Origin of the sequence: Corallococcus exercitus, from assembly GCF_042231735.1 — a bacterium.
Lineage (GTDB): Bacteria > Myxococcota > Myxococcia > Myxococcales > Myxococcaceae > Corallococcus > Corallococcus exercitus_B.
This window is the reverse complement of the sequence record NZ_CP102577.1, coordinates 5813508-5832491: the sequence shown is the minus strand read 5'-3', so window position 1 is coordinate 5832491 and position 18984 is coordinate 5813508. Positions and strand designations below refer to the sequence as shown.

The 18984-nt window shown below is 70.8% G+C and carries 19 protein-coding genes; 14 read left to right on the top strand and 5 right to left on the bottom strand.

What is annotated here, in order from left to right:
- Positions 1 to 877 precede the first annotated feature (877 nt).
- From NR792_RS22895 to NR792_RS22885, 3 genes are read left to right on the top strand one after another with little or no spacing between them, the layout of a single operon-like run.
- Positions 878 to 1876, top strand: coding sequence for a hypothetical protein (locus NR792_RS22895; RefSeq protein WP_375754804.1), 999 nt, complete (start codon positions 878 to 880; stop codon positions 1874 to 1876).
- Between the two features lie 11 nt (positions 1877 to 1887).
- Positions 1888 to 2871: a HEAT repeat domain-containing protein gene (locus NR792_RS22890; protein WP_375754803.1), complete on the top strand. Its 984-nt coding sequence runs from the start codon at positions 1888 to 1890 to the stop codon at positions 2869 to 2871.
- Positions 2872 to 2920: 49 nt separating this feature from the next.
- Positions 2921 to 3448: a hypothetical protein gene (locus tag NR792_RS22885; protein WP_375754802.1), complete on the top strand. Its 528-nt coding sequence runs from the start codon at positions 2921 to 2923 to the stop codon at positions 3446 to 3448.
- A 60-nt stretch (positions 3449 to 3508) separates the two neighbouring features.
- Here NR792_RS22885 and NR792_RS22880 read toward each other — a convergent pair whose 3' ends face one another.
- From NR792_RS22880 to NR792_RS22870, 3 genes are all read right to left on the bottom strand, one after another.
- Entirely contained in the window at positions 3509 to 3790 is a 282-nt protein-coding gene (locus tag NR792_RS22880) for a hypothetical protein (RefSeq protein WP_375754801.1), read from the bottom strand.
- Between the two features lie 52 nt (positions 3791 to 3842).
- Positions 3843 to 4631, bottom strand: a complete 789-nt coding sequence (locus tag NR792_RS22875; protein WP_375754800.1) for an endonuclease/exonuclease/phosphatase family protein — start codon at positions 4629 to 4631, stop codon at positions 3843 to 3845.
- Between the two features lie 96 nt (positions 4632 to 4727).
- Entirely contained in the window at positions 4728 to 5948 is a 1221-nt protein-coding gene (locus NR792_RS22870) for an FAD-dependent monooxygenase (RefSeq protein WP_375754799.1), read from the bottom strand.
- A 424-nt stretch (positions 5949 to 6372) separates the two neighbouring features.
- On the opposite strand from NR792_RS22870, the gene NR792_RS22865 reads away from it, so the two are divergent.
- The 11 genes from NR792_RS22865 (at position 6373) to NR792_RS22815 (ending at position 18021) form a co-directional block, all read left to right on the top strand.
- Positions 6373 to 7878 carry a Tox-REase-5 domain-containing protein gene (locus NR792_RS22865; protein WP_375754798.1) on the top strand — a complete coding sequence of 502 codons (1506 nt, stop codon included), beginning with the start codon at positions 6373 to 6375 and terminating at the stop codon, positions 7876 to 7878.
- Positions 7879 to 7890: 12 nt separating this feature from the next.
- Positions 7891 to 8652, top strand: a complete 762-nt coding sequence (locus NR792_RS22860) for an immunity 52 family protein (protein ID WP_375754797.1) — start codon at positions 7891 to 7893, stop codon at positions 8650 to 8652.
- A 381-nt stretch (positions 8653 to 9033) separates the two neighbouring features.
- Positions 9034 to 10119, top strand: coding sequence for a type III polyketide synthase (locus NR792_RS22855; protein ID WP_375754796.1), 1086 nt, complete (start codon positions 9034 to 9036; stop codon positions 10117 to 10119).
- Positions 10113 to 10688 (top strand): isoprenylcysteine carboxyl methyltransferase family protein, encoded by a 576-nt coding sequence (locus tag NR792_RS22850; RefSeq protein WP_375754795.1) that lies wholly within the window; start codon positions 10113 to 10115, stop codon positions 10686 to 10688. Before NR792_RS22855 ends, NR792_RS22850 begins: the two co-directional genes overlap by 7 nt.
- A gap of 7 nt (positions 10689 to 10695) precedes the next feature.
- Complete coding sequence (locus NR792_RS22845; protein WP_375761676.1) at positions 10696 to 10956, top strand: acyl carrier protein; 261 nt, start codon at positions 10696 to 10698, stop codon at positions 10954 to 10956.
- Positions 10957 to 11000: 44 nt separating this feature from the next.
- Complete coding sequence (locus NR792_RS22840; protein ID WP_375761675.1) at positions 11001 to 12710, top strand: fatty acyl-AMP ligase; 1710 nt, start codon at positions 11001 to 11003, stop codon at positions 12708 to 12710.
- Between the two features lie 124 nt (positions 12711 to 12834).
- A complete protein-coding gene (locus NR792_RS22835; RefSeq protein WP_375754794.1) occupies positions 12835 to 13932 on the top strand; it encodes an NAD(P)/FAD-dependent oxidoreductase in 1098 nt (365 codons plus the stop codon).
- A 64-nt stretch (positions 13933 to 13996) separates the two neighbouring features.
- Positions 13997 to 14764: an ATP-grasp domain-containing protein gene (locus NR792_RS22830; RefSeq protein ID WP_375754793.1), complete on the top strand. Its 768-nt coding sequence runs from the start codon at positions 13997 to 13999 to the stop codon at positions 14762 to 14764.
- Between the two features lie 122 nt (positions 14765 to 14886).
- Positions 14887 to 15426, top strand: a complete 540-nt coding sequence (locus NR792_RS22825) for a gamma-glutamylcyclotransferase (protein ID WP_375754792.1) — start codon at positions 14887 to 14889, stop codon at positions 15424 to 15426.
- A gap of 145 nt (positions 15427 to 15571) precedes the next feature.
- Positions 15572 to 17026, top strand: coding sequence for a DNA/RNA non-specific endonuclease (locus tag NR792_RS22820; RefSeq protein WP_375754791.1), 1455 nt, complete (start codon positions 15572 to 15574; stop codon positions 17024 to 17026).
- A gap of 98 nt (positions 17027 to 17124) precedes the next feature.
- A complete protein-coding gene (locus NR792_RS22815; RefSeq protein WP_375754790.1) occupies positions 17125 to 18021 on the top strand; it encodes an alpha/beta fold hydrolase in 897 nt (298 codons plus the stop codon).
- A 127-nt stretch (positions 18022 to 18148) separates the two neighbouring features.
- On the opposite strand, the gene NR792_RS22810 is transcribed toward NR792_RS22815, so the two are convergent.
- Both NR792_RS22810 and NR792_RS22805 read right to left on the bottom strand, forming a co-directional pair.
- On the bottom strand, positions 18149 to 18388 hold the full coding sequence (locus NR792_RS22810; protein WP_375754789.1) for a hypothetical protein: 240 nt from the start codon (positions 18386 to 18388) through the stop codon (positions 18149 to 18151).
- Between the two features lie 86 nt (positions 18389 to 18474).
- Entirely contained in the window at positions 18475 to 18963 is a 489-nt protein-coding gene (locus NR792_RS22805) for a hypothetical protein (RefSeq protein ID WP_375754788.1), read from the bottom strand.
- Positions 18964 to 18984: the final 21 nt, after the last annotated feature.

Here is an 18984-nt window from a genome sequence, read left to right as displayed (position 1 = left end):
GGCCCGGTGTCGTTGCTGGTGTCACCCGTGCCCGAGCCGGTGACGGGACGCGCCGGCCCGTCCCAGGTGGACGAGGACCCCTGTTCCCTCGACGCGCCAAAGAGCGACTCCACGTCCGCGGCCTGGGTCCGGTCCGTCAGGTCCGAGGACACACCCGTCACGCCCACCGCGGAAGGACTCCGCCGCACGGCACCTGCTTCGTTTTTCATCATTGTCCGGCCACTTTTCCCGCGACGCATTCACAGCCATGGAGCGGTCCGAGCGGGTTTGCCCGGTGCATCCGTGCGCTGGGTACAGCCCCCCGGCCCTGCCACCACGGACCGAAATCATACACGGACACTGGAGCGCGGACAGTTCACCGCATTCCCCAGGAGGCGTGTCTGTTTTGACCTTGGGAGGCAGGAAGGCAGACGAGCGGAGGGTTCAACAATGTGTGACAGGCGTGCTCCGCGCGTACGGAGAGTCATTGACGCGGTCGCGGCCGGGGCCTCCAACGAAGCGCGTCACACCGTCATGGATTTCCATAACGCTGGAACTGTTCCGATGACGCGCATGGTCAATGAAGGGGTTCTCCCGAGTGAAAACCCACCGAATCCGGTAAAAATCCAATCAATCTGTTTTGCTTGATTGAAACAAGGAATCCGTGGTTATTTGGATTCCCATGGTTCCTCCCGTCCCGACCCAGACTTCCGCTCCTGGTCCTTCACGCGGGCGCGGTGCCACCCGGGTGCTGGCGGGAGCAGGCCTGGTGGCCGTGGTGGCCGCCGTGGGGTTGTTGTGGCGCGGCGGTGACGAAGTCCCGTCTCCGTCGGCGGTGACGGCTTCCGTCAAAGCCGCACGGGCGGCAGGCCTTCAGGGCGGTGGCGGGGGCGGGGGGATGGCGTCCTCCGGCGTGGAGGAGGCGGAGGCCGCGGAGCGCCGCTTCTCCGACCAGACGTGCTTCCCGGACTTGGCGCGCTTCAACGACGGCGTGACGCTGGAGACGTTCCGGGACTGGGCCGCGCCGCTGCTCGCGTCGAAGGACGCGCTCGTCCGCGACTACCTGAAGTCGAAGCTCGCGGAGCTGATTGGCGACGACGCGGGGCGGGCGGGGCAGGTGGTGGACTGGGCCCGGGACGCGCAGGGCGCGGAGTTCAAGGTGCTGCTGTCGGGGCTGCGCGAGTCGGCCGCGGTGCAGCGGCCGCAGGTCGCCGCGCGGCTCCTGGAGGCGGGGCTGGACAAGGGGCTGCCCCTGGAGCGGCGCGCGGGCATGCTCTCCGCGCTCGACTCGCAGAAGCGCCTGACGCCGGACGCGATGGACCGGATGGCGGAGTTCGCGCGCGACCCCGCGTCCGCGGAGGCCGGCTGGGCCGCCACCCGCACCCTGGGCCGCGTGATGGCGCGGGAGTCGGAGAACCTGGGCGACGCGTCGCCCTACCTCGACCGGCTCATCACCATCGCCACCGACTCGCCGGACGAGCAGATCCGCCACCTGGCCCAGACGGCGCCGCTGCACAACTCGCCCGTGCTGGACGCGAAGACCGCGGACCGCTTCGCGCGCATCCTGCAGAGCGAGGGCAACGAGGACGGCCGCGACGCGGCGGCGCAGGTGCTGGCCATGTCCTCCGACAAGGAGCAGACGCTGAAGCTGTTCGCGGACTCCTTCAACCGCGAGCAGTCCGTGTGCGTGCGCTGGGCGCTGTTCCGCTTCTCCGCGCGCGTCGCGGGCCGGGACGCGCTGCCCGTCATGGCGAACATGGCGACCGTGGACCCGCGCTTCCAGGCGCTCTACGGCACCTTCGAGACGCTCTACGCCCAGGGCAACGTCGACTTCATCCGCATCTGGAACGAGCTGCCGGACCAGAACCCCTTCGGCTGCATGGACCGCCACGACTAGGAGCCCTCCGCATGCCTCGCTTCCTCCACGGTCTTCGCGCGCTCGGGGGCCTGGCGCTGATGCTCGCGTCCTCCCCCGCGTGGTCCACGTCCCCCGCCGCCAGGCCGGCCCTGAGCGGGGAGAGCTGTTCGGTGCAGGGGCTGATGGATCAGCTCCGCCAGGGCCTGGGCTCCAGCTCCAAGGCCTACCGCGACTACCTGAACACCGTGCTGCGCGAGGCCGCCGTCTCGCTACCCTCCGGGGAGCTGCACGCGGCGTTCGACCGGGAGACGGACCCCGCGATGGTGGAGCAGCTGGCCGCGGCGCTGGTGGCGCGCAGCGAGCGCGAGGCGGAGAAGGACGCCATCCAGGCCGTGGCCCGCCGCGCGCTGGAGGACCGAGACCCGTCCGTCCGTGCCGCCACCGTGCGCGCCATGCGCCGCACCGGCGCGATGGAGAAGACGGGGGACATGTACGAGCGGCTCGTGCGCGACGGCTCGCCGGAGGTCCGCATGGAGGCGGCGCGGAACCTCATTGAAGACAACCAGTACGTCTACTCCGGCCACCACGGCCCGGCCACGGACGCGGCCGTCAACGCGGCGAAGGCCTCCACGGATCCGAAGGTGACCGCGACGCTCCTGGAGTCCCTGGACACGCGCAAGCTGGGGCCGGAGGCAGGGCAGAAGCTGCTCGGGATGCTGGGCCACGAGAGCGCGGACGTGCGGCGCTCGGCGGCGCTCGCGCTGGGCGGCGTGCCGGCGGCGCAGATGGGGCCGGCGCGTGAGGCCCTGGTGGGCATGTACCGGGGAGAGCGGGACGCGGGGGTGCGCAAGGCGCTGGTGCAGGGCATCGCGGAGCTGGGCTTCGCGGACGCCGTGCCGGAGCTGCGCAAGCTGCGGAGCGTGGACCCCGGCATGGCACCGGAAATCGACGCGTGGATCCGCGTCCTCGAATCAGGCGTTCAGGAGTGGGGCCTGCTCCTGAGAGAGAAGCAGCGGCTGCAACAGGTCCGTTGAGCAGCACTCTCATGGGGCCGGACCCGCCGGCCCGAAAGGAACACCCCCGATGCGTCTCATGAAGAAGACGGCCCTCGCGGCCATCCTGGCCCTCGCGGTTCCCTCCGTCGCGGCCGCGTACTCGTACACGGTGAAGTCTCCCTTCCCGGGCACGGTGACGGCGACGACGTACTACTCCAGCGGCACCTTCCACGGTGCGGTGGACATCTCCAGCGGCCGTTGCAACTACTGGGGCGTGGAGACGGGCGTGATGGCGTCCATGTCCTGGAACGTCACCATCCGCACCTCGGGCGTCTACTGCAACGGCACGGGCAGCGGCACGCAGAACGAGGCGAAGCACGCGTTCGCCAATGGCAAGACGTTCCGCCTGTGGCACTTCATCAAGACGTCGGACTCGTACGACCGCACCTGCAACCGCTGCCAGGTCGGCAACGAGGGCGGTACGGGCAACGCCACGGGGCCCCACGTCCACATGCAGTATGACCAGTCCGGCAGCAACCTGACCGGCTGGTACTCCGGCTACACCACCAGGGGCGAGGCCGTGGACCGCTCGGAGACCATCGGCGTGCTGGAGTAGTCACGCGGTGTCCGCCGGAGGCGGAGTCGTGGGGACTCCGCCTCCAGTGGGGTTGGGAAATCAGTAGCAGAAGCTGTTGCAGTACGGCGCGCCGTTGGGCTGGGTGCAGCAGGTCTGGCCGTTGGAACACGTGCCGTTGACGCACGCGGGACGGCAGAGGCCCTCGCCGGGGCTGTTGGGCAGCCAGGCACAGGTGTTGGTGGTGCCCCGGCAGTAGCCGGTCCCGACTTCACACGCGAGGCCCTGTTCCTGCGAGCCCAGGTCCACGTCCGCGTCGGTGCTACCGCCGCAAGCCGTGAGACCGACAACACACAACGCCGCAACCGCCAGGGAACGCCACATGGATGCCTCCAGGAGTCAGGTGAGACTGCTGGAGGATATAGGCATCGTGGCGCTATGGGGCGGGGACCCCGACGGTCATCTGCACCGGCCGGTGGTCGCTGCCCGTCTGGGGCAGGGGGTGCAGGTTGGCGTTGCTCATGTCGGGCGCGATGTAGAACCCGTCGATGCGCAGCCCGGAGTCCGGACCGCGCGGCTTCAGGCCCGTGCGCGCGCCAATCTCGTTCGGGTCGTCGTCCACCACCTTGTTCCAGTCCGCGCCCAGCACGAGCATCCGGTCGCTGCGCTTCGCGAACGCCACGACGTTGTCCGCCATGACCGCGTAGGGGCTGCCGGGGCCGTTCTGGCAGCGCGCCGGGGGCATGTGCAGCGACGCGGCGCGGATCCACCGGCCGTTGTTCAGCTGCACGTCCACCCGGGCAATCCACCGGGTCATGATGCCGTCGCCCTGCGTGCCGCAATCACTGGCATCCGTGCCCTTCACCAGCACCAGGTCGTCGATGCTCTTCACCGCCGACTTGCGGATGACCACGGCGCTGCCCTGCCGGTCGTCCGACGACGTGTCCTGCCGCACCGCCCAGCCGTCCCCCAGGATGTCGCGCAGACGGACGTTCTTCGCCTCCTGCACGAACACGATGTCCGCCTCCGGCCCGATGATTTGCCAGTCCTGGCGGACCGCGTCCGGACCCCGGAAGGCCAGGTTCGCTGTCACCACCCGCAGGCTCTCCGAAGCCACCGCGGCGGACGGCGCGGCGGACTGGACGCTGGCGAGCGCCATTCCGGAGGCCGCCATCACGGCGAGGGTGGCGATTCCTTGCATCAACGGCGTGGGACGGGGGCGCATGCTCACGGCTCCTCTCGATGCGGGAGTGCCCAGCGTCTCCGGGGCTTGCCGATAAGTCAAGGAAAACGCGATTATGTCTGGAATGTTTCTCCAGGGTCAGGGGCTGGCGGGCGGGGCGCTCAGGGCCACGGCGCCGCGTCCCCGGCGCTGCGCGCGGACCCACCGCTTGGAGGCGTGGAGCTGGCGCAGCACGTTCCGCAGCGCCGGCTTCTGGCTGGCCATGAGCAGCAGGTAGCTCCACACGGAGCTGCCCCGGCGGTTCAGCAGGGCGTAGGCGAAGGCCGTCGCGTCCTGATTCACGTAGCTGGGGACGTTCTCGAACCACTGGGAGCTGCTGCGCGCGGCCAGCTGGATGGCCAGCAGGGCGGCGCGCCGCTCCTCGTCATAGGCCTCCAGCGCGGTGGGCAGGTCCTTGTGCGCCCGCAGCTGCCGCGCCAGCCCGATGGCGTCCTGGATGGCCAGCTTCGTCCCGGAGCCGATGGAGAAGTGGGTGGTGTGCGCGGCGTCGCCCATGAGCACCACGTTGTCGCGGTACCAGCGCTCGTTGGTGATGCGCTTGAAGTTGAGCCAGGGCGCCTTGCCCATGCCCTTCAGCTGGTTGAACAGCGACTTGCCCTGGAGCCGGCTCTGGAAGATGCCCTCCAGCTTCCGGAGCGTCTCGTCCGGCCCCAGCGTGTCGAAGCCCAGCGCCTTCCAGGTCTGCTCCTGGCACTCGACGATGCAGGTGCTGGTCTCGCCGTTGAAGCGGTAGCCGTGGAACCAGAGCCAGCCGGCGGGCGTCTCCTCGAAGGCGAAGGTGAAGGCGTCGAACACCTTGTTGGTGCCCAGCCAGATGTACTTGTTGCGTCCCTCCTCCACGTGCGTCTGGTAGTGGTGGACGTGGCGCTGGCGCAGCCGGCTGTTGACGCCATCACAGGCGACGATGAGGTCCGCGTCCGCGAGCTCGGACAGGTCCGTGACCTCGTACTGGAAGCGCACGTCGACGCCCAGCGCCCTCGCCCGCCGGATGAGGATGTCCAGCAGCCGGTCGCGGCCCAGCGCGAACCCGTAGCCGCCAATGTGCGTCGCGTACTCGCCCCGCAGGTGCACCTCCTGCGTGTCCCAGCGCGCCGCCGAGTCCGCGATCTGCCGCGCGCTCACCGGGTCGTTCCGGTAGAGGTCGTCCAGCAGGTCGTCCCAGAACACGACGCCCCAGCCATACGTCACGCCCGCGGGGTTGCGTTCAACGACAGTGACGTCGTGCTTCGGGTTGGACAGCTTCGCCAGGATTGAGAAATAGAGCCCCGCCGGACCCCCGCCAACACAGACCATCTTCATCGCATCCCCCCTGCTCGAACGGCCCGATGCTACCGGCCCGCCCTGAAGGGCGACCCTGGTCAGAGGTGCTGTCTGTCGTTGCTGGCAAAACAGAGGAAGGAGTTGATGGGCCGGAACTCGCCTCGGGACAGGCCCCCGGGCCTGCGCCGCCCGGTTCGGCCGGGTTGTCGGACCCGGCGGTTATAGCTTGGTTCTGCACGCCGCACCGGAATGCAAGCAGGAGGCGCGAGCAATGGGCAACCGTGGGTGGACGGTGCTTGGGCGGTGGCTCCTTCGCGCCGGTGGGCTTGGGGGGACCCTGCGCGCTGTCGTGCAGATGGGGTGCATGGCTGTCTTCTTCACTGGCTGCGCTTCGGTGCCTTCCGGACCCGGAAGGACGCTGAGCTACACGTCCCGCACGGCCACGGACGCCCCCGGGAAGCGAGTGTCGAACGACGAGGCGCCGCGTGCCTCCGCCCCGGAGCCGAGCGTCACGCGGCATGCTGACGCACCACCGTTGTACCGCCGCAAGGCCGTGCGCGAAGAGGTGACGGGGGCGAGCCCCGTCCGTGCGGTGGCCATGGCGAGCAGCACCAGCACCGACGACGCACAAATGGACGCCTGGGGGCGGTTGTTGGCGAGCGCGGGCCTGGAGGCGCGGGATGAGCGCCCCTTGGGAAACGCGCTGACGCCCACTCAAGCGGCACGACTGTTGGGAGTGCTCCTGGGCAAGCCCGTCACGTTGAGCACCTTCCCGCCTCGCATGGCCGCGGGCTTCATCCTGCGCGAGGTGATGGAGGGCGGTGAAGTCACACGGGAGGAGTTGCTTCGGCGGGTGGAGCGCTTCGACCGGGAGCGGGTGGCGGTCCTCCGGCCGGATGGCTACCTCGCGTGGGCCCTCACCGGGCGCACGCAGCAGAAGGTGGCACCCATCGGGTGGGAGGACGGCGCCTTCCGCGCGCATGGCTTCGAGTTGGGGCGCTTCTACAGCGGCAAGGGAGGTGTCTTTCGCGCCGTGGACGCGCGGCTCCAGGCCTCGGATTGGCGCCCGCTGGCGGAGGTGTACGACGACGCGGACGTCCTCAGCCGCACCCTGGATGGAGCCGAGGACGCCTTCGTGGAGCTGTACCACGCGCTGGGACAGGTGCTCACGCGTCCCGTGGACAGCCTCGCGGGACTGCGCCAACTGCCAGCGGGCGTGGCGGCACTCATCGCGTCCTCGCCCATGTACTGGGAGCGCTTCCAGTCCATGACCCGTGGCGAGCAGATCCGCGAGGTGTCGCGTCTGACGACGGGAATGCTCCTCACCGGAGGGGCGGCCTCGGCCACGACGCGGACGCTGAAGGGGATGGCGCTGGGCGCGGAAGCCACGGTGCCGGTGCTCTCGCTGTCGGCGGAGGGCGCGCTGGCGCTGGAGCGCGTCGCGGTGCCAGCAGGGCGCGCGGCGGCGGTGTTGAGCGGTGGACCCGGGGCGGCCATCATCCTCCAGCGGGCAAGCGCCTCGGGTTCAGGAGCCGCCCCCTCGAAGGGGCCTGGACAGTGGGCGCCCGCCAATGAATCCATGCCCGAGCGCGCCCGGCGTTACCAGGAGCAGATCACGGGGCACTCGGCGGATGAGGCGTATTGGGTTGGCGCCACGAGCACGAAGGCCGGTGGCATCAAGTTCGATGGGTTCAGGGATGACGTGCTACTGGAGGCAAAAGGACCCGGCTACGCTGCGTTCTTCGAGGACGATCTTGCCCCCAGGGATTGGTTCAAGAATTCGGGTAAGGCCCAAGAACTTGTGACCCAGGGCAGGAAGCAGCGCGACATCGCCCGTGGGCTGGGCATTCGTGTTGAGTGGCACGTCGCGGAAGCGCATGCGGCAGACTCCATTCGGAAGTTGCTGGAGGGCAATGACATCACCGAGATCACCGTCATCTCCACTCCCATGCGCCCGTTGAGCCCCTGAGAAAAGCGCCTCATGACGACCGACGCCGATTCCCGGACGTATCCCGAGACCTACTACGCCGGTGCCTACTGGGGCCCGCGGCGGGAGCCCCCCGAGGCGTGTGCCCGGCGAGCGGCGGCCTTCCTCAACATGCTGGCCGCGTGCGACCCCCTGCTGGCGAACTGGAACAAGATTCCCAAGCCGCGCGGCAAGGGGCGAAAAACGCCCCTCATGCCCCCCGACCTGCCCACCCTGACGGAAGCGTTCCGGCGTGGCGTCAACCGCGAGCCGGGCGGGCCTCCCATCGAGCACCTCGGCCTGACGGTGAGCGCATACAACGATGGCGCTCGCCAGGACTTCGTGTCCGTGAGCATGCACTGTGGGAGCTACGAGCAAAACAGCTCCGCCAACGTCTGTGTCCTCTCCCTCCCCTCGAAGGGCGAGAGCGCGGAGCGAATCCTTACGGCATCCGTGCTGACGCAAGTGGTGCGCAGCATGGCGCTGGCCTGGGAACCGGACTGGGCGGTGGCCATGTCCGAGACGTATCGGAGCATGGATGGCAGACAGGGCAAGGCCGACCCGTGGCTCGGCTGGGTGACGTACCTCCCCAGCCAGCGGGGCACGGTGCCGCCACTGCCCGCCCCCGTCCGCATCGAGCCCGTGGAGGACCGGGGCACGTTGATCATCCTGACCCCCGAGCGCTTCACGGTGGCCAACCCCGAGCACGTCGCGCTGGCGCGGCGGGTGCGCGAACTGTTGGCCCGCGCGGGGCTCATGCAGTCCGCATGCCCCTGAGCGTCCACGGGAAAGGCGCGTCGCACGGACTCCCTCAGGAGGTAGGGGCCGGCAAGACCGGCCACCTGCCCGCCCCGGGTGCGGACTCCGCCCGCGCGGCGGCTCTCCACGCAAGCGCGAACGCCAGGGCCCATCTGAAAGGTTGGAGCAAGGATGCGTGACCTCGGCCTGTCCCTGGGCCCAGACGTGCCAGGGCAAAGGCACCGGGAAAGGACTGCACGAAGCGCTGCCAGTAGCAGGGGCGGGGCGTCGCGTGTGCAACAGTGTGGGGGACCGGTGGGGTTCAGGGGCGTGCAGGTCCGGCGATAGACCATCGCATCCGGCCCTGCCGCCGATTAAGCCTGGGGACTCGACTTCCCGGGTGGGACCCTCCAGGACTTCATGCCCAGCACGACCCGTCACGACCCCGCGCCATCCCCTTCGTTGAGCGCGGTGGGACGCGCGCTCCCCCCGCACTACGCCAGCCAGGAGCAGCTCATCGCGGCGCTGCGCGACCTGTGGGCGACGAAACACTTCAACATCGAGCGGCTGGAGGACCTGCACCGCAACGTGCAGGTGGGCGGGAGGCACCTGGCGCTGCCACTGGAGGAGTACCCGGCGCTCGCGACGTTCCAGCAGCGCAACGACGCGTGGATCCGCGTGGCCACGGAGCTGTCGGAGGGCGTGGCGCGGGACGCGCTGTCGCGCGCGGGCCTCACGCCGAAGGACGTGGACCACGTCTTCTTCGTCACGGTGACGGGCATCGCCACGCCCAGCGTGGACGCGCGGCTGGTCAACCGGATGGGCTTCCGCGACGACGTGAAGCGCACGCCCATCTTCGGCCTGGGCTGCGTGGCGGGCGCGGCGGGGCTCGCGCGCGCGTCGGACTACCTGCGCGCGTTCCCGAAGCAGACGGCGCTGCTCATCGCCACGGAGCTGTGCTCGCTCACCTTGCAGCGAGAGGATCTGTCCATCCCCAACATCATCGCCTCCGGCCTCTTCGGTGACGGCGCGGCGTGCGTGGTGCTGCGGGGCGCGGAGGCGCAGGCCAAGGGACCGCGCGTGGTGGGCTCGCGGTCGGTGTTCTACCCGGACACCGAGCGGGTGATGGGCTGGGACGTCGTGGACACGGGCTTCAAGGTCGTGCTGTCCGCGAAGGTGCCGCAGCTGGTGAAGGAGCACATCCGGGGCAACGTGGACGGCTTCCTCGCGGAGCACGGGCTCACGCGCAAGGACGTGCGGCACTGGGTGGCGCACACCGGCGGCCCCAAGGTGCTGGAGGGCTTCGAGTCCGCGCTGGAGCTGGAGCCCGGGGCGCTGGAGCGCTCGTGGAAGTCGCTCAAGCAGGTGGGCAACCTGTCCAGCGCGTCGGTGCTCTTCGTGCTGGGCGAGACGCTGGAGGAGGCGGACGCGAAGCCGGGCGACTGGGGCGTGGTGATGGCCATGGGACCGGGCTTCTGCGCGGAGATGGTGCTGGTGCGATGGTGACCGGCACCCAGGGGTTGTTCGCGGGCTTCATGGGGCTGCTCGTCGCGGAGCGGCTGCTGGAGCTGGTGCTGTCCAAGCGCAACGCGGCGCGGGCCTTCGCGCGCGGCGGGGTGGAGACGGGGCAGGGGCACTACCGGTTCATGGTGGTGTTCCACACGCTGTTCCTCGTCGCCTGCGTCGTGGAGGTGTTCGGCTTCCAGCGGCCCTTCTGGGGCGCGTGGAGCTGGGCGGCGCTCGCGGGCGCGGTGGTGGCGCAGGGCCTGCGGTACTGGGCCATCGGGACGCTGGGTGACCGGTGGAACTCGCGCATCATCGTGGTGCCGGGGCTGGCGCCCGTGACGGGCGGGCCGTACCGGTTCCTGCGGCATCCGAACTACGTGGCGGTGGTGCTGGAGCTGTTGTGCGTGCCGCTCATCCACGGAGCGTGGGTGACGGCGGTGGTGTTCACGGTGGGCAACGCGGCGCTGCTCTACGTGCGCATCCGCGCGGAGGAGGCGGCGCTCGGGGCGATGTACTCCGAGGCCTTCGCCGACCGTCCCCGCTTCATTCCGGAGGTTCGCCGTGGCTGACATCGTGATGGAGGCGGTGGCGGAGATCCGCCGCATCGCCCGCGAGGAGCTGGAGTTCGAGGGCGCGGTGGAGCCCGCGCACGACCTCTTGCGCGACCTGCACCTGGACAGCCTGGGGCTGACGGTGCTGGCGGTGGGGCTGGAGAACCGCTTCCGCGTGCTGCTGTCGGAGGAGGACGCGCAGGGCGTGCACACGGTGGAGGACCTGGCGCGGCTGGTGGCGGCGCGGGTCGCGGCGGCGAAGCCGGACGTGGGGGCGCACCCGTGAAGGGGCCGCCCCTGCCGGCGCTGAAGCACGCCACGGTGAACGCGATGCTGAAGGCGACGTCGCGCACGTCGCTGGGGCTGGTGTTCGTGGACGCCGCCGAGCACGAGACGTCCCTGCCGTGGGCCCAGGTCTACCGCCGGGCGAAGCGCGCGGCGGCGGGGCTGGCGCGGCTGGGCGTGCGTCCGGGGGACCGGGTGGCGCTGCTGCTGCCCACGTCGCCCGGGTTCATGGATGCGTACTTCGGCGCGCTGCTGGCGGGCGCGGTGCCGGTGCCGCTGTATCCGCCGGTGCGGCTGGGACGGCTGGACGAGTACCACCGCTCCACGGCGCGCATGCTCCAGCTGACGGGCGCGGTGGCGGTGCTGACGGACACGCGCGTGCGGCTGCTGCTGGGCCCGAGCATGGCGCAGGCGCGCCCGAAGCTGGGCTGTCACACGGTGGACGCGGTGATGCACGGCGACGAGGACCTGGAGGTGGAGGTGGGGCCCGACGCGCTGGGGCTCATCCAGTTCTCCTCCGGTTCCACGGTGGAGCCGAAGCCGGTGGCGCTGACGCACGGGGCGCTGGTGGCGCAGGTGGCGGCGCTGGAGGCGGCGATGCCGGTGGCCGCGGGCGTGACGCCGGTGGGCGTGAGTTGGCTGCCGCTGTACCACGACATGGGGCTCATCGGCTGTGTGCTCGCGGCGCTGTACTACCCGGGCAGCCTGGTGCTGATTCCGCCGGAGACGTTCCTGGTGAAGCCGGCGCTGTGGCTGCGCGCGCTGTCACGGCACCGGGGCTTCGTGTCGCCCGCGCCGAACTTCGCGTACGGGCTGTGCCTGAAGCGGGTAAAGGACGCGGACCTCCAGGGCGTGGACCTGTCCGGGTGGCTGCACGCGCTCAACGGCGCGGAGCCGGTGTCCGCGGACACGCTGCGCCGCTTCGCGGAGCGCTTCGAGCGGTGGGGCTTCTCCGCGCGGGCGCTGCGGCCGGTGTACGGCCTGTCGGAGGCGTCGCTGGCGGTGACGTTCCCACCGGCGGGCCGGGGCCCGCGCGAGCTGGGCCTGGATCCGGACGTGCTGGCGCGCGAGGGGCAGGCACGCGACGGGACGCGGATGCTGGTGAGCGTGGGCGCGCCGGTCGCGGGCTTCGAGGTGCAGGTGCGCGGCGAGGACGGCGCGGTGCTGCCGGAGCGCCGGGTGGGGCGCGTGTTCGCGAAGGGTCCGTCGGTGATGCGCGGCTACTTCGAGGACGCGGAGGCGACGGCGCGAGCCCTGGTGGGCGACGGCTGGCTGGACACGGGAGACCTGGGCTTCAGCGCGGACGGGGAGCTGTACCTGACAGGCCGCGCGAAGGACCTGGTCATCATCCGGGGCGCGAACCACGCGCCGCAGGCCTTCGAGGAGCCGCTGGGCAAGGTGGAGGGAGTGCGCACGGGCTGCGCGGTGGCGCTGGGCTTCACGCCCGAGGGCGGACAGGACGAAGCGCTGTTGATCCTCGCGGAGCGAGCGGAGCGGGGCGCGGACGTGGCGTCGGTGGAGGCGGACATCCGCGCGGCGGTGGTGGAGGCGACGGGCGTGCAGCCGCACACGGTGCGCCTGTTGGAGCCGGGGACGCTGCCGCGCACGTCCAGCGGCAAGCTGCGAAGGAGCGAGGCGTTGCGGCGCTACCTGGCCGGAGAGCTGACCGCGCCGAAGAAGGTGGGCGCGGTGGGGCTCGCGGTGGAGATGGCGAAGAGCGCGCTGGCGATGGTGCGCGCGGAGCACGACTCGTGAGCGTGGCAGTGCTCCGCATGACCCCCTCAAGGCGGGAGGCACAGAACGGGGCAGAGCGTGCGCTGTTGTCGCGCGGGCTCTGCGCTGACTGCCTGCCTCCGGTGACCCGACGAGGCCCGAGCACGTGAAGCGGCACGACGTGGTCGTCGTCGGCGGAGGCCCTGCCGGGCTCGCGGTGGCCATCACGGCGGCCCGGCGCGGGTTGGACACGGTGGTGCTGGAGCGTGCGTCCACGCCCGTGGACAAGGCGTGCGGTGAGGGGCTGATGCCCTCCGGCCTCGCGGCGCTGGAGCGGCTGGGCGCGCTCGCGCACCTGGACATGCGCGACAGTTCTCCCTTCGTGGGCATCCGCTACGTGCAGGAGGATGGCAGCACGGCGGAAGGGAAGCTGCCCGCACCCGGCGGGCTCGGTGTCCGCAGGCTGGCCCTGTCCCATGCGCTGGCTTCCCGCGCGCGCGAAGTGGGCGTGGACCTGCGCGAGAACGCGCACGTCGTGTCGCACGCGCGCACCTCGGACGGCGTGACGCTGGAGACGCCCACGGGGCCGGTGTCCGCGCGGTTCCTCGTCGCGGCGGACGGCTTGAACTCACCGCTGCGCAAGGCCGAGGGCCTGGATGTGGAGCGGGAAGTCCCCAGACGCTACGGGCTGCGGCGCCACTTCCGGCGCGTGCCCTGGACGCCCTACGTGGAGGTGCACTTCGCCTCTGGCGTCGAAGCCTACGTGACGCCCGCTGGAGCGGAGCGCGTGGGCATCGCGTTCCTGTGGGAGGACGGCACCGTGCAGGGCCGCGTGGGCTTCGACGCGCTCCTGGAGCGCTTCCCGCGGCTGGCGGAACAGCTCACCGGCGCGGAGCCGGACTCCCAGCCGCGAGGCGCCGGTCCCCTGGCACGCGTGGTCCGCACGCGCATCGCGGATCGCTTCGCCCTCGTGGGCGACGCCGCGGGCTACGTGGACGCGGTGACGGGTGAAGGACTCACGCTCGCCTTCGCCTGCGCGGAGTCCCTGGGCGCACTGCTCCCGGACGCTCTGGCGAAGGGCGCTGGCCGCGACACATTGCTGCCCTACGAGCGCACCTTCCAGCAGGTGTTCCGCAAGTACGCCTGGACCACGCAGGGCCTGCTGATGCTCGCGCGCCGCCCGCGCCTGCGCAGGCCCGTGGTGCGCCTCTTGGGCCGCGCCCCCTGGCTCTTCGAGCGCATCCTCGCCGCCGTGGTGACGTAACCCGTCTGTCAGCCCCACCCGCGCTCCCACGTCCGCGCGGCGGCCATCGTCCTCGGAGCCGCGCATGCACTGGGTCGTCCAGAACAACCTCTTCAACGAGCAGGGCTTCCACACGTTGATGGATGTCCTGGCGCATGGCTCCATCCCGCACACCCTGGTCAAGGTCATCCCGTTCGGAGGCGGCATCGAGCCCACGCTGGAACTGACGGGCCCCGTCGTCGTGATGGGCTCGCTCTCCCTGACGCGCTACGCGCACGAGCAGGGCTGGACCCCCGGCGCCTTCATCAACGACCAGTTCGACTTCCGCGTCTGGCGGCGGCACCTGGGCCCGCACCTGCTGAACGCTGACGCCACCGTGCACCGGTTCGCGGACGTGCCGGAGCAGCCGGGGCCCTTCTTCATCCGCCCCTGCCTGGACGACAAGGCCTTCTCCGGGATGCTCACGACCTGGGATGCCTTTACGACCTGGCGCGAGCAGGTCCTGAAGCTCGACACGTACGCGACGGTCACCGCCGACACGCCGGTGGCCGTCAGCGCGCCCAGGCACATCCAGCGCGAGTACCGCATGGTCGTCGTGGACGGCCGGGTCATCACCGGCTCGCTCTACAAGCTGGGCGACCGCGTGGTGGCCTCGTCCCAGGTGGAGCCGGAGGTCCATGCCTTCGCGCAGCGCATGGCGGAGACGTGGGGCCCGGACCGCGCCTACGCGCTGGACGTCTTCATGCACGAGGGCGGCCTGTATATCGGTGAGTTCAACAACCTGAACTCGGCCGGCTTCTACGCCTATGACGTCGGCAAGATGGTGGCCGCCGTGGAGGCCATGCGGTTCTGACGTGCCGGGCCCTCCGGGAGCGCGCCTGCTTCCGGAAAGCCCGGAGCCCCCCGGCTCCCGCACGCGGATCCGCACGACCCGGCCCTTGTTCCACCGCCGCGCGCCGGGGACACTCCGTCCCCATGGCACCCGGCCCCACGGCTTCGCGTCCCTGGTTCGCGTTCTCCCTCGACCTGGCCCCGGCCGCGGCGAGCCGGCACCTGCACGGCCTGCCCCCCGTCCCCGACTTCCCCGAGGGCGAGCTCGCCGAGGCCCTGGACGTGGACGTCGTCTACGACGTGCACGTGCCCAACTGGGGCGGCCGGGTCGCACGCCTCGTGGAGGCCCCCGGACACCAGCTGTCCGGGCGCCTGCGCCCCGTCGCCGCCGAGTCCTGGCCCGTCCTGGCCCGCCTGGAGACCGCGCTCGCCCTGGCCACCGAGGAGTTCCCCGTGAAGGTGCGCACCGCCTCCGGCACCGTGGTGGACGCCCACGCCTTCACCCCCGCCCCGCGCAACACCTCCACCCAGGGGCCCGTCAGCGAAGCCTTCCTGATCACCCTCGCCGTCGCCGCCGAGCGTGCTCGCCTGCCTGCCGCCGTCGTCGAAAAACTCCAGGCCGAGGCCCGCATCGTCCACGCCGTCCAGCACGCCCGGGCCCCCTCCAAGTCCGGCATTAAGTGACAGCCGGGTCGGACCGGACCGAAAAACGCCCTGACCCCTGAGAAAAAGGGCGGTGTGACGCAACCGGGCGCCGCGTCGCACCGACGATGGAGGGGAGGGGCCCTCCCTGACCGTCTCCCCCGCCGGCCCCGAGGACGTTCACCGCATGTCGCTGCGAATCCCGACGCGAGCCACCCCCCCGCGCCCCACGCCCGCGAATGCTCCCGCCGCCGCGCCCGCGAACACCGCGGTGCCCGCCGGGGCGGACCTCCCCGCCAGCGCGCCCGCCGCCAACGTCGTGGCGCCCACGGGGGGAAGCTGGAAGCGCTCCGCCACCAAGGAGGTGGCCATCTCCGACCTCCAGCAGAAGTTCGGCTGGACGGATGAGAGCTGGCAGGGGCGCCTGCTGCACGCGGCGGACGAGGGCGCCGACGGAGGCCGGGCCACGAACGGCCAGGTGTCCGCGGCGGAGCTGGAGGCGTACCTCTCCGCGCCCGCGGACGCGCAGTTCCTCACGTCCACGGCGCTCCAGCAGCAGCGCGCGGCGCTCGACGCGAAGCTCGCGGGCGGCGCGCAGTCCGCGAAGGTGGACAGCTTCGAGAGCCCCTGGCAGCAGTCGGTGGCGAAGCGCGCGGACCTGCTGGGCGGCAATGGCGACGGGCAGCTCTCCGCGGACGAGCTGACGGCCTACATCAACGCGTCCAAGGCGAACCAGGCCAAGGGCACGGGCACGGCGGCGGACACGCAGTGGGTGCCCGACCAGCAGATGGCCACCTTCCAGAGCCGCGTGGCGGAGGTCGCGGGGGAAGTGGATCCGCTCCAGGCCGTGGGCGCTGGCGGCGCGACGCCCGGGCTGAACATGGTGAAGGAGTACTCGCGCACGCTCATGGACACGGACAAGAACGTGCCCACGTTCGTGAGCTACCTGCTGTCCGCGGCGGACGTGAAGGAGACGCCCGCGGACGTCAGCCGGCTGGAGAGCACCTTCGTGCGCGACCCGGAGCTGAAGCAGGACGGCGTGGTGGACTCCGACTACAACAACACCGGCTTCGACCGGGGCCACATGAAGGCGGCCGAGGACTCGCCCACGCAGGCGGCGATGGACGAGAGCCACTACATGAGCAACATCGCGCCCCAGTACGGCAACCACAACCAGCAGGTGTGGCGCACGCTGGAGCGCGGCGTGTCGGAGCTGGTGAAGGAGACCGGCGGCAAGGCCTACATCGTCACGGGCAACCTGTACCTGGACGACAAGGGCAAGCCGCTGCCGCCCGAGTCCCTCCAGACGACGGGCTCGAAGGACGACCGGCGCATCGCGGTCCCCACGCACAACTTCAAGACGGTGCTGCTGGAGCTGCCCAACGGCAACCTGTCGATGTTCGCGTACATGGTGCCGAACGTGAAGGACGGCCCGTCCAAGAAGGACGGCATCCTTCCGCTGCTCCAGGAGTCGCGCGTGCCGGTGGACCAGCTGGAAGGACTGCTGGGCCAGGACCTCTACGCGCAGCTGCCCAAGAGCGTGCAGGAGAAGCTGGAGAAGGACACGTCCGCCGCGGGCGTCTTCCAGCAGCAGAGCCTCTACGAGTCCGCGACGCTGCTGCGCGCCCCGCCGTCCGCCTGAGCTTCTGTCGGAGGCCGCACACGCGCGCGGCCTCCTGACCGCCGCGGCGCGTGCTCCTGGATAAGCATGGCGGTGCCCTCTTGAAGGAGCGCACGCCCATGCCCCTGCCGCCCATCCATCACCGGACGCTCGACCTGGACGGGGTCGACGTCTTCTACCGGGAAGCGGGCCCCGTGGATGCGCCGGTGGTGCTGCTGCCGCACGGCTATCCGTGCTCGTCCTTCCAGTACCGGAACTACCTGCCCGCGCTGGCGGACCGCTGGCGGCTGATCGCACCGGACTACCCGGGCTTCGGGTACAGCGGCACGCCGGAGCGCTTCGACTATTCGTTCGACGGCTACGCCGGCTTCCTGGAGCGCTTCACGCAGGCGCTCGGGCTGACGCGCTACGCGCTCTATCTGCACGACTACGGCTCGCAGATTGGCCTGCGGCTGGCCCTCCGCGCACCGGAGCGGGTGGTCGCGTTGATCCTCCAGAACGGGGACATCTACGAGGACGTGCTCGGGCCGAAGTACCAGCCGCTGAAGGCGTATTGGGCGAACCCCAGCGCGGCGGCGCGGCGGACGCTGGAGGAGGCCGTCAGCGAGGAGGGCTTCCGCCACGAGTTCGTGGGCGAGGTGGCCCCGCACCTCGTGTCACGGCTCCCCCCGGACCTGTGGAAGCTGTCGTGGTCGCTGATGCGCGAGCCGAGGCGCCGGGAGATCGCCGTCGGTCTGATGGAGGGGCTGAAGGAGAACCTGGGCTGGTTCCCCCGCTACCAGGCCTATCTGCGCGAGCATCAACCGCCGACGTTGATCGTCTGGGGCCCGCAGGACGGCTACATGCCGGAGCCCGCCGCGCGGGCGTACCTGCGCGACCTGCCGCACGCGGAGCTGCACCTGCTGGACGGCGGGCACTGGGCGCTGGAGACGAACCTGGAGGAGGTCGTCGCGCTGTCGCGGGACTTCCTCGGGCGCGTGCATCCGGCGGGGCTCAGCGGCGCACGCGGTACCTGAGCCACACGATGCCGGAGTCCCTGCGCTCCACGTGGCATGGTGATGCGTCCGCACATCCATGCGCCCGTCGACCGCCACGGCCTGTCGAACCGGAACCGCGCCGGTCCGTTCACAATCCCGCGAGCCGTTACTGCGTCGCGCCGGGAGCGTCGGAGGCCTCGGCGGTGGAGGCCTCCTTCGACGGAGCGGGCTCGTCGGTCTTCGGCGTCTTGAGGGGTTCGGGCTCCTCCTTGCCCACCCGGATGACCACGGGCTGCGAGGTGGACCTGCCACCGAACCTGCTCGACGGGGTCGGGCCTGCGCCGACATCCACGTAGGCACAGCCGGCCAGGGTGAACAGTGGGACGACGGCGAGCAGACGGCGCATGGAATTGGAGCCCCGGGACAGGGTGGACCGCGCGCGCATTCAACCGGACGCGCGGGTGGGAGGTCCAGGGCTGGAGGCAGGCGCCTTCAGCCGGTGGCCGCCACCCGGGTGAACTCCATCACCCAGTTGGTCTCCCAGGTCTCTCCGTCGAGGGAGAAGGCCTGTTCCCACCGGGCCCGGTCGCTGCCCTGGCGGGTCCAGTGGAACACGACCTGGACCGGGCGGCCTCCTTCGGTGTCCTCGCCGTAGAAGCGGCCGTGGTCGCCCGTGAAGCCTCCGTGCACTGGCGGCTGGAGCACCGCGTGGCGGCTGTCGATCCAGTGGATGGACCAGCGGCGCTCCCGCACGTCGAACAGGCGCAGCGCCATGCCGGAGAAGCCCCGCTCGAAGACGGTCTCCTCGACGTTGGACAGGCCGCCCAGGTGGGGCTGACAGCGCATCCTGGACGTGAACACGTCCCAGTCGTCACTGCCCGTCAGACGCTGCTTGAGCTTCCGGTTCACGCACGTCCATTCGCCCATGAGGAAGTCGAAGTCGTGCACGTCGCCCGTGGGCAAGGGGGGAAGGGGCTTCATGGATCAGGTCCTTTCTGGAGA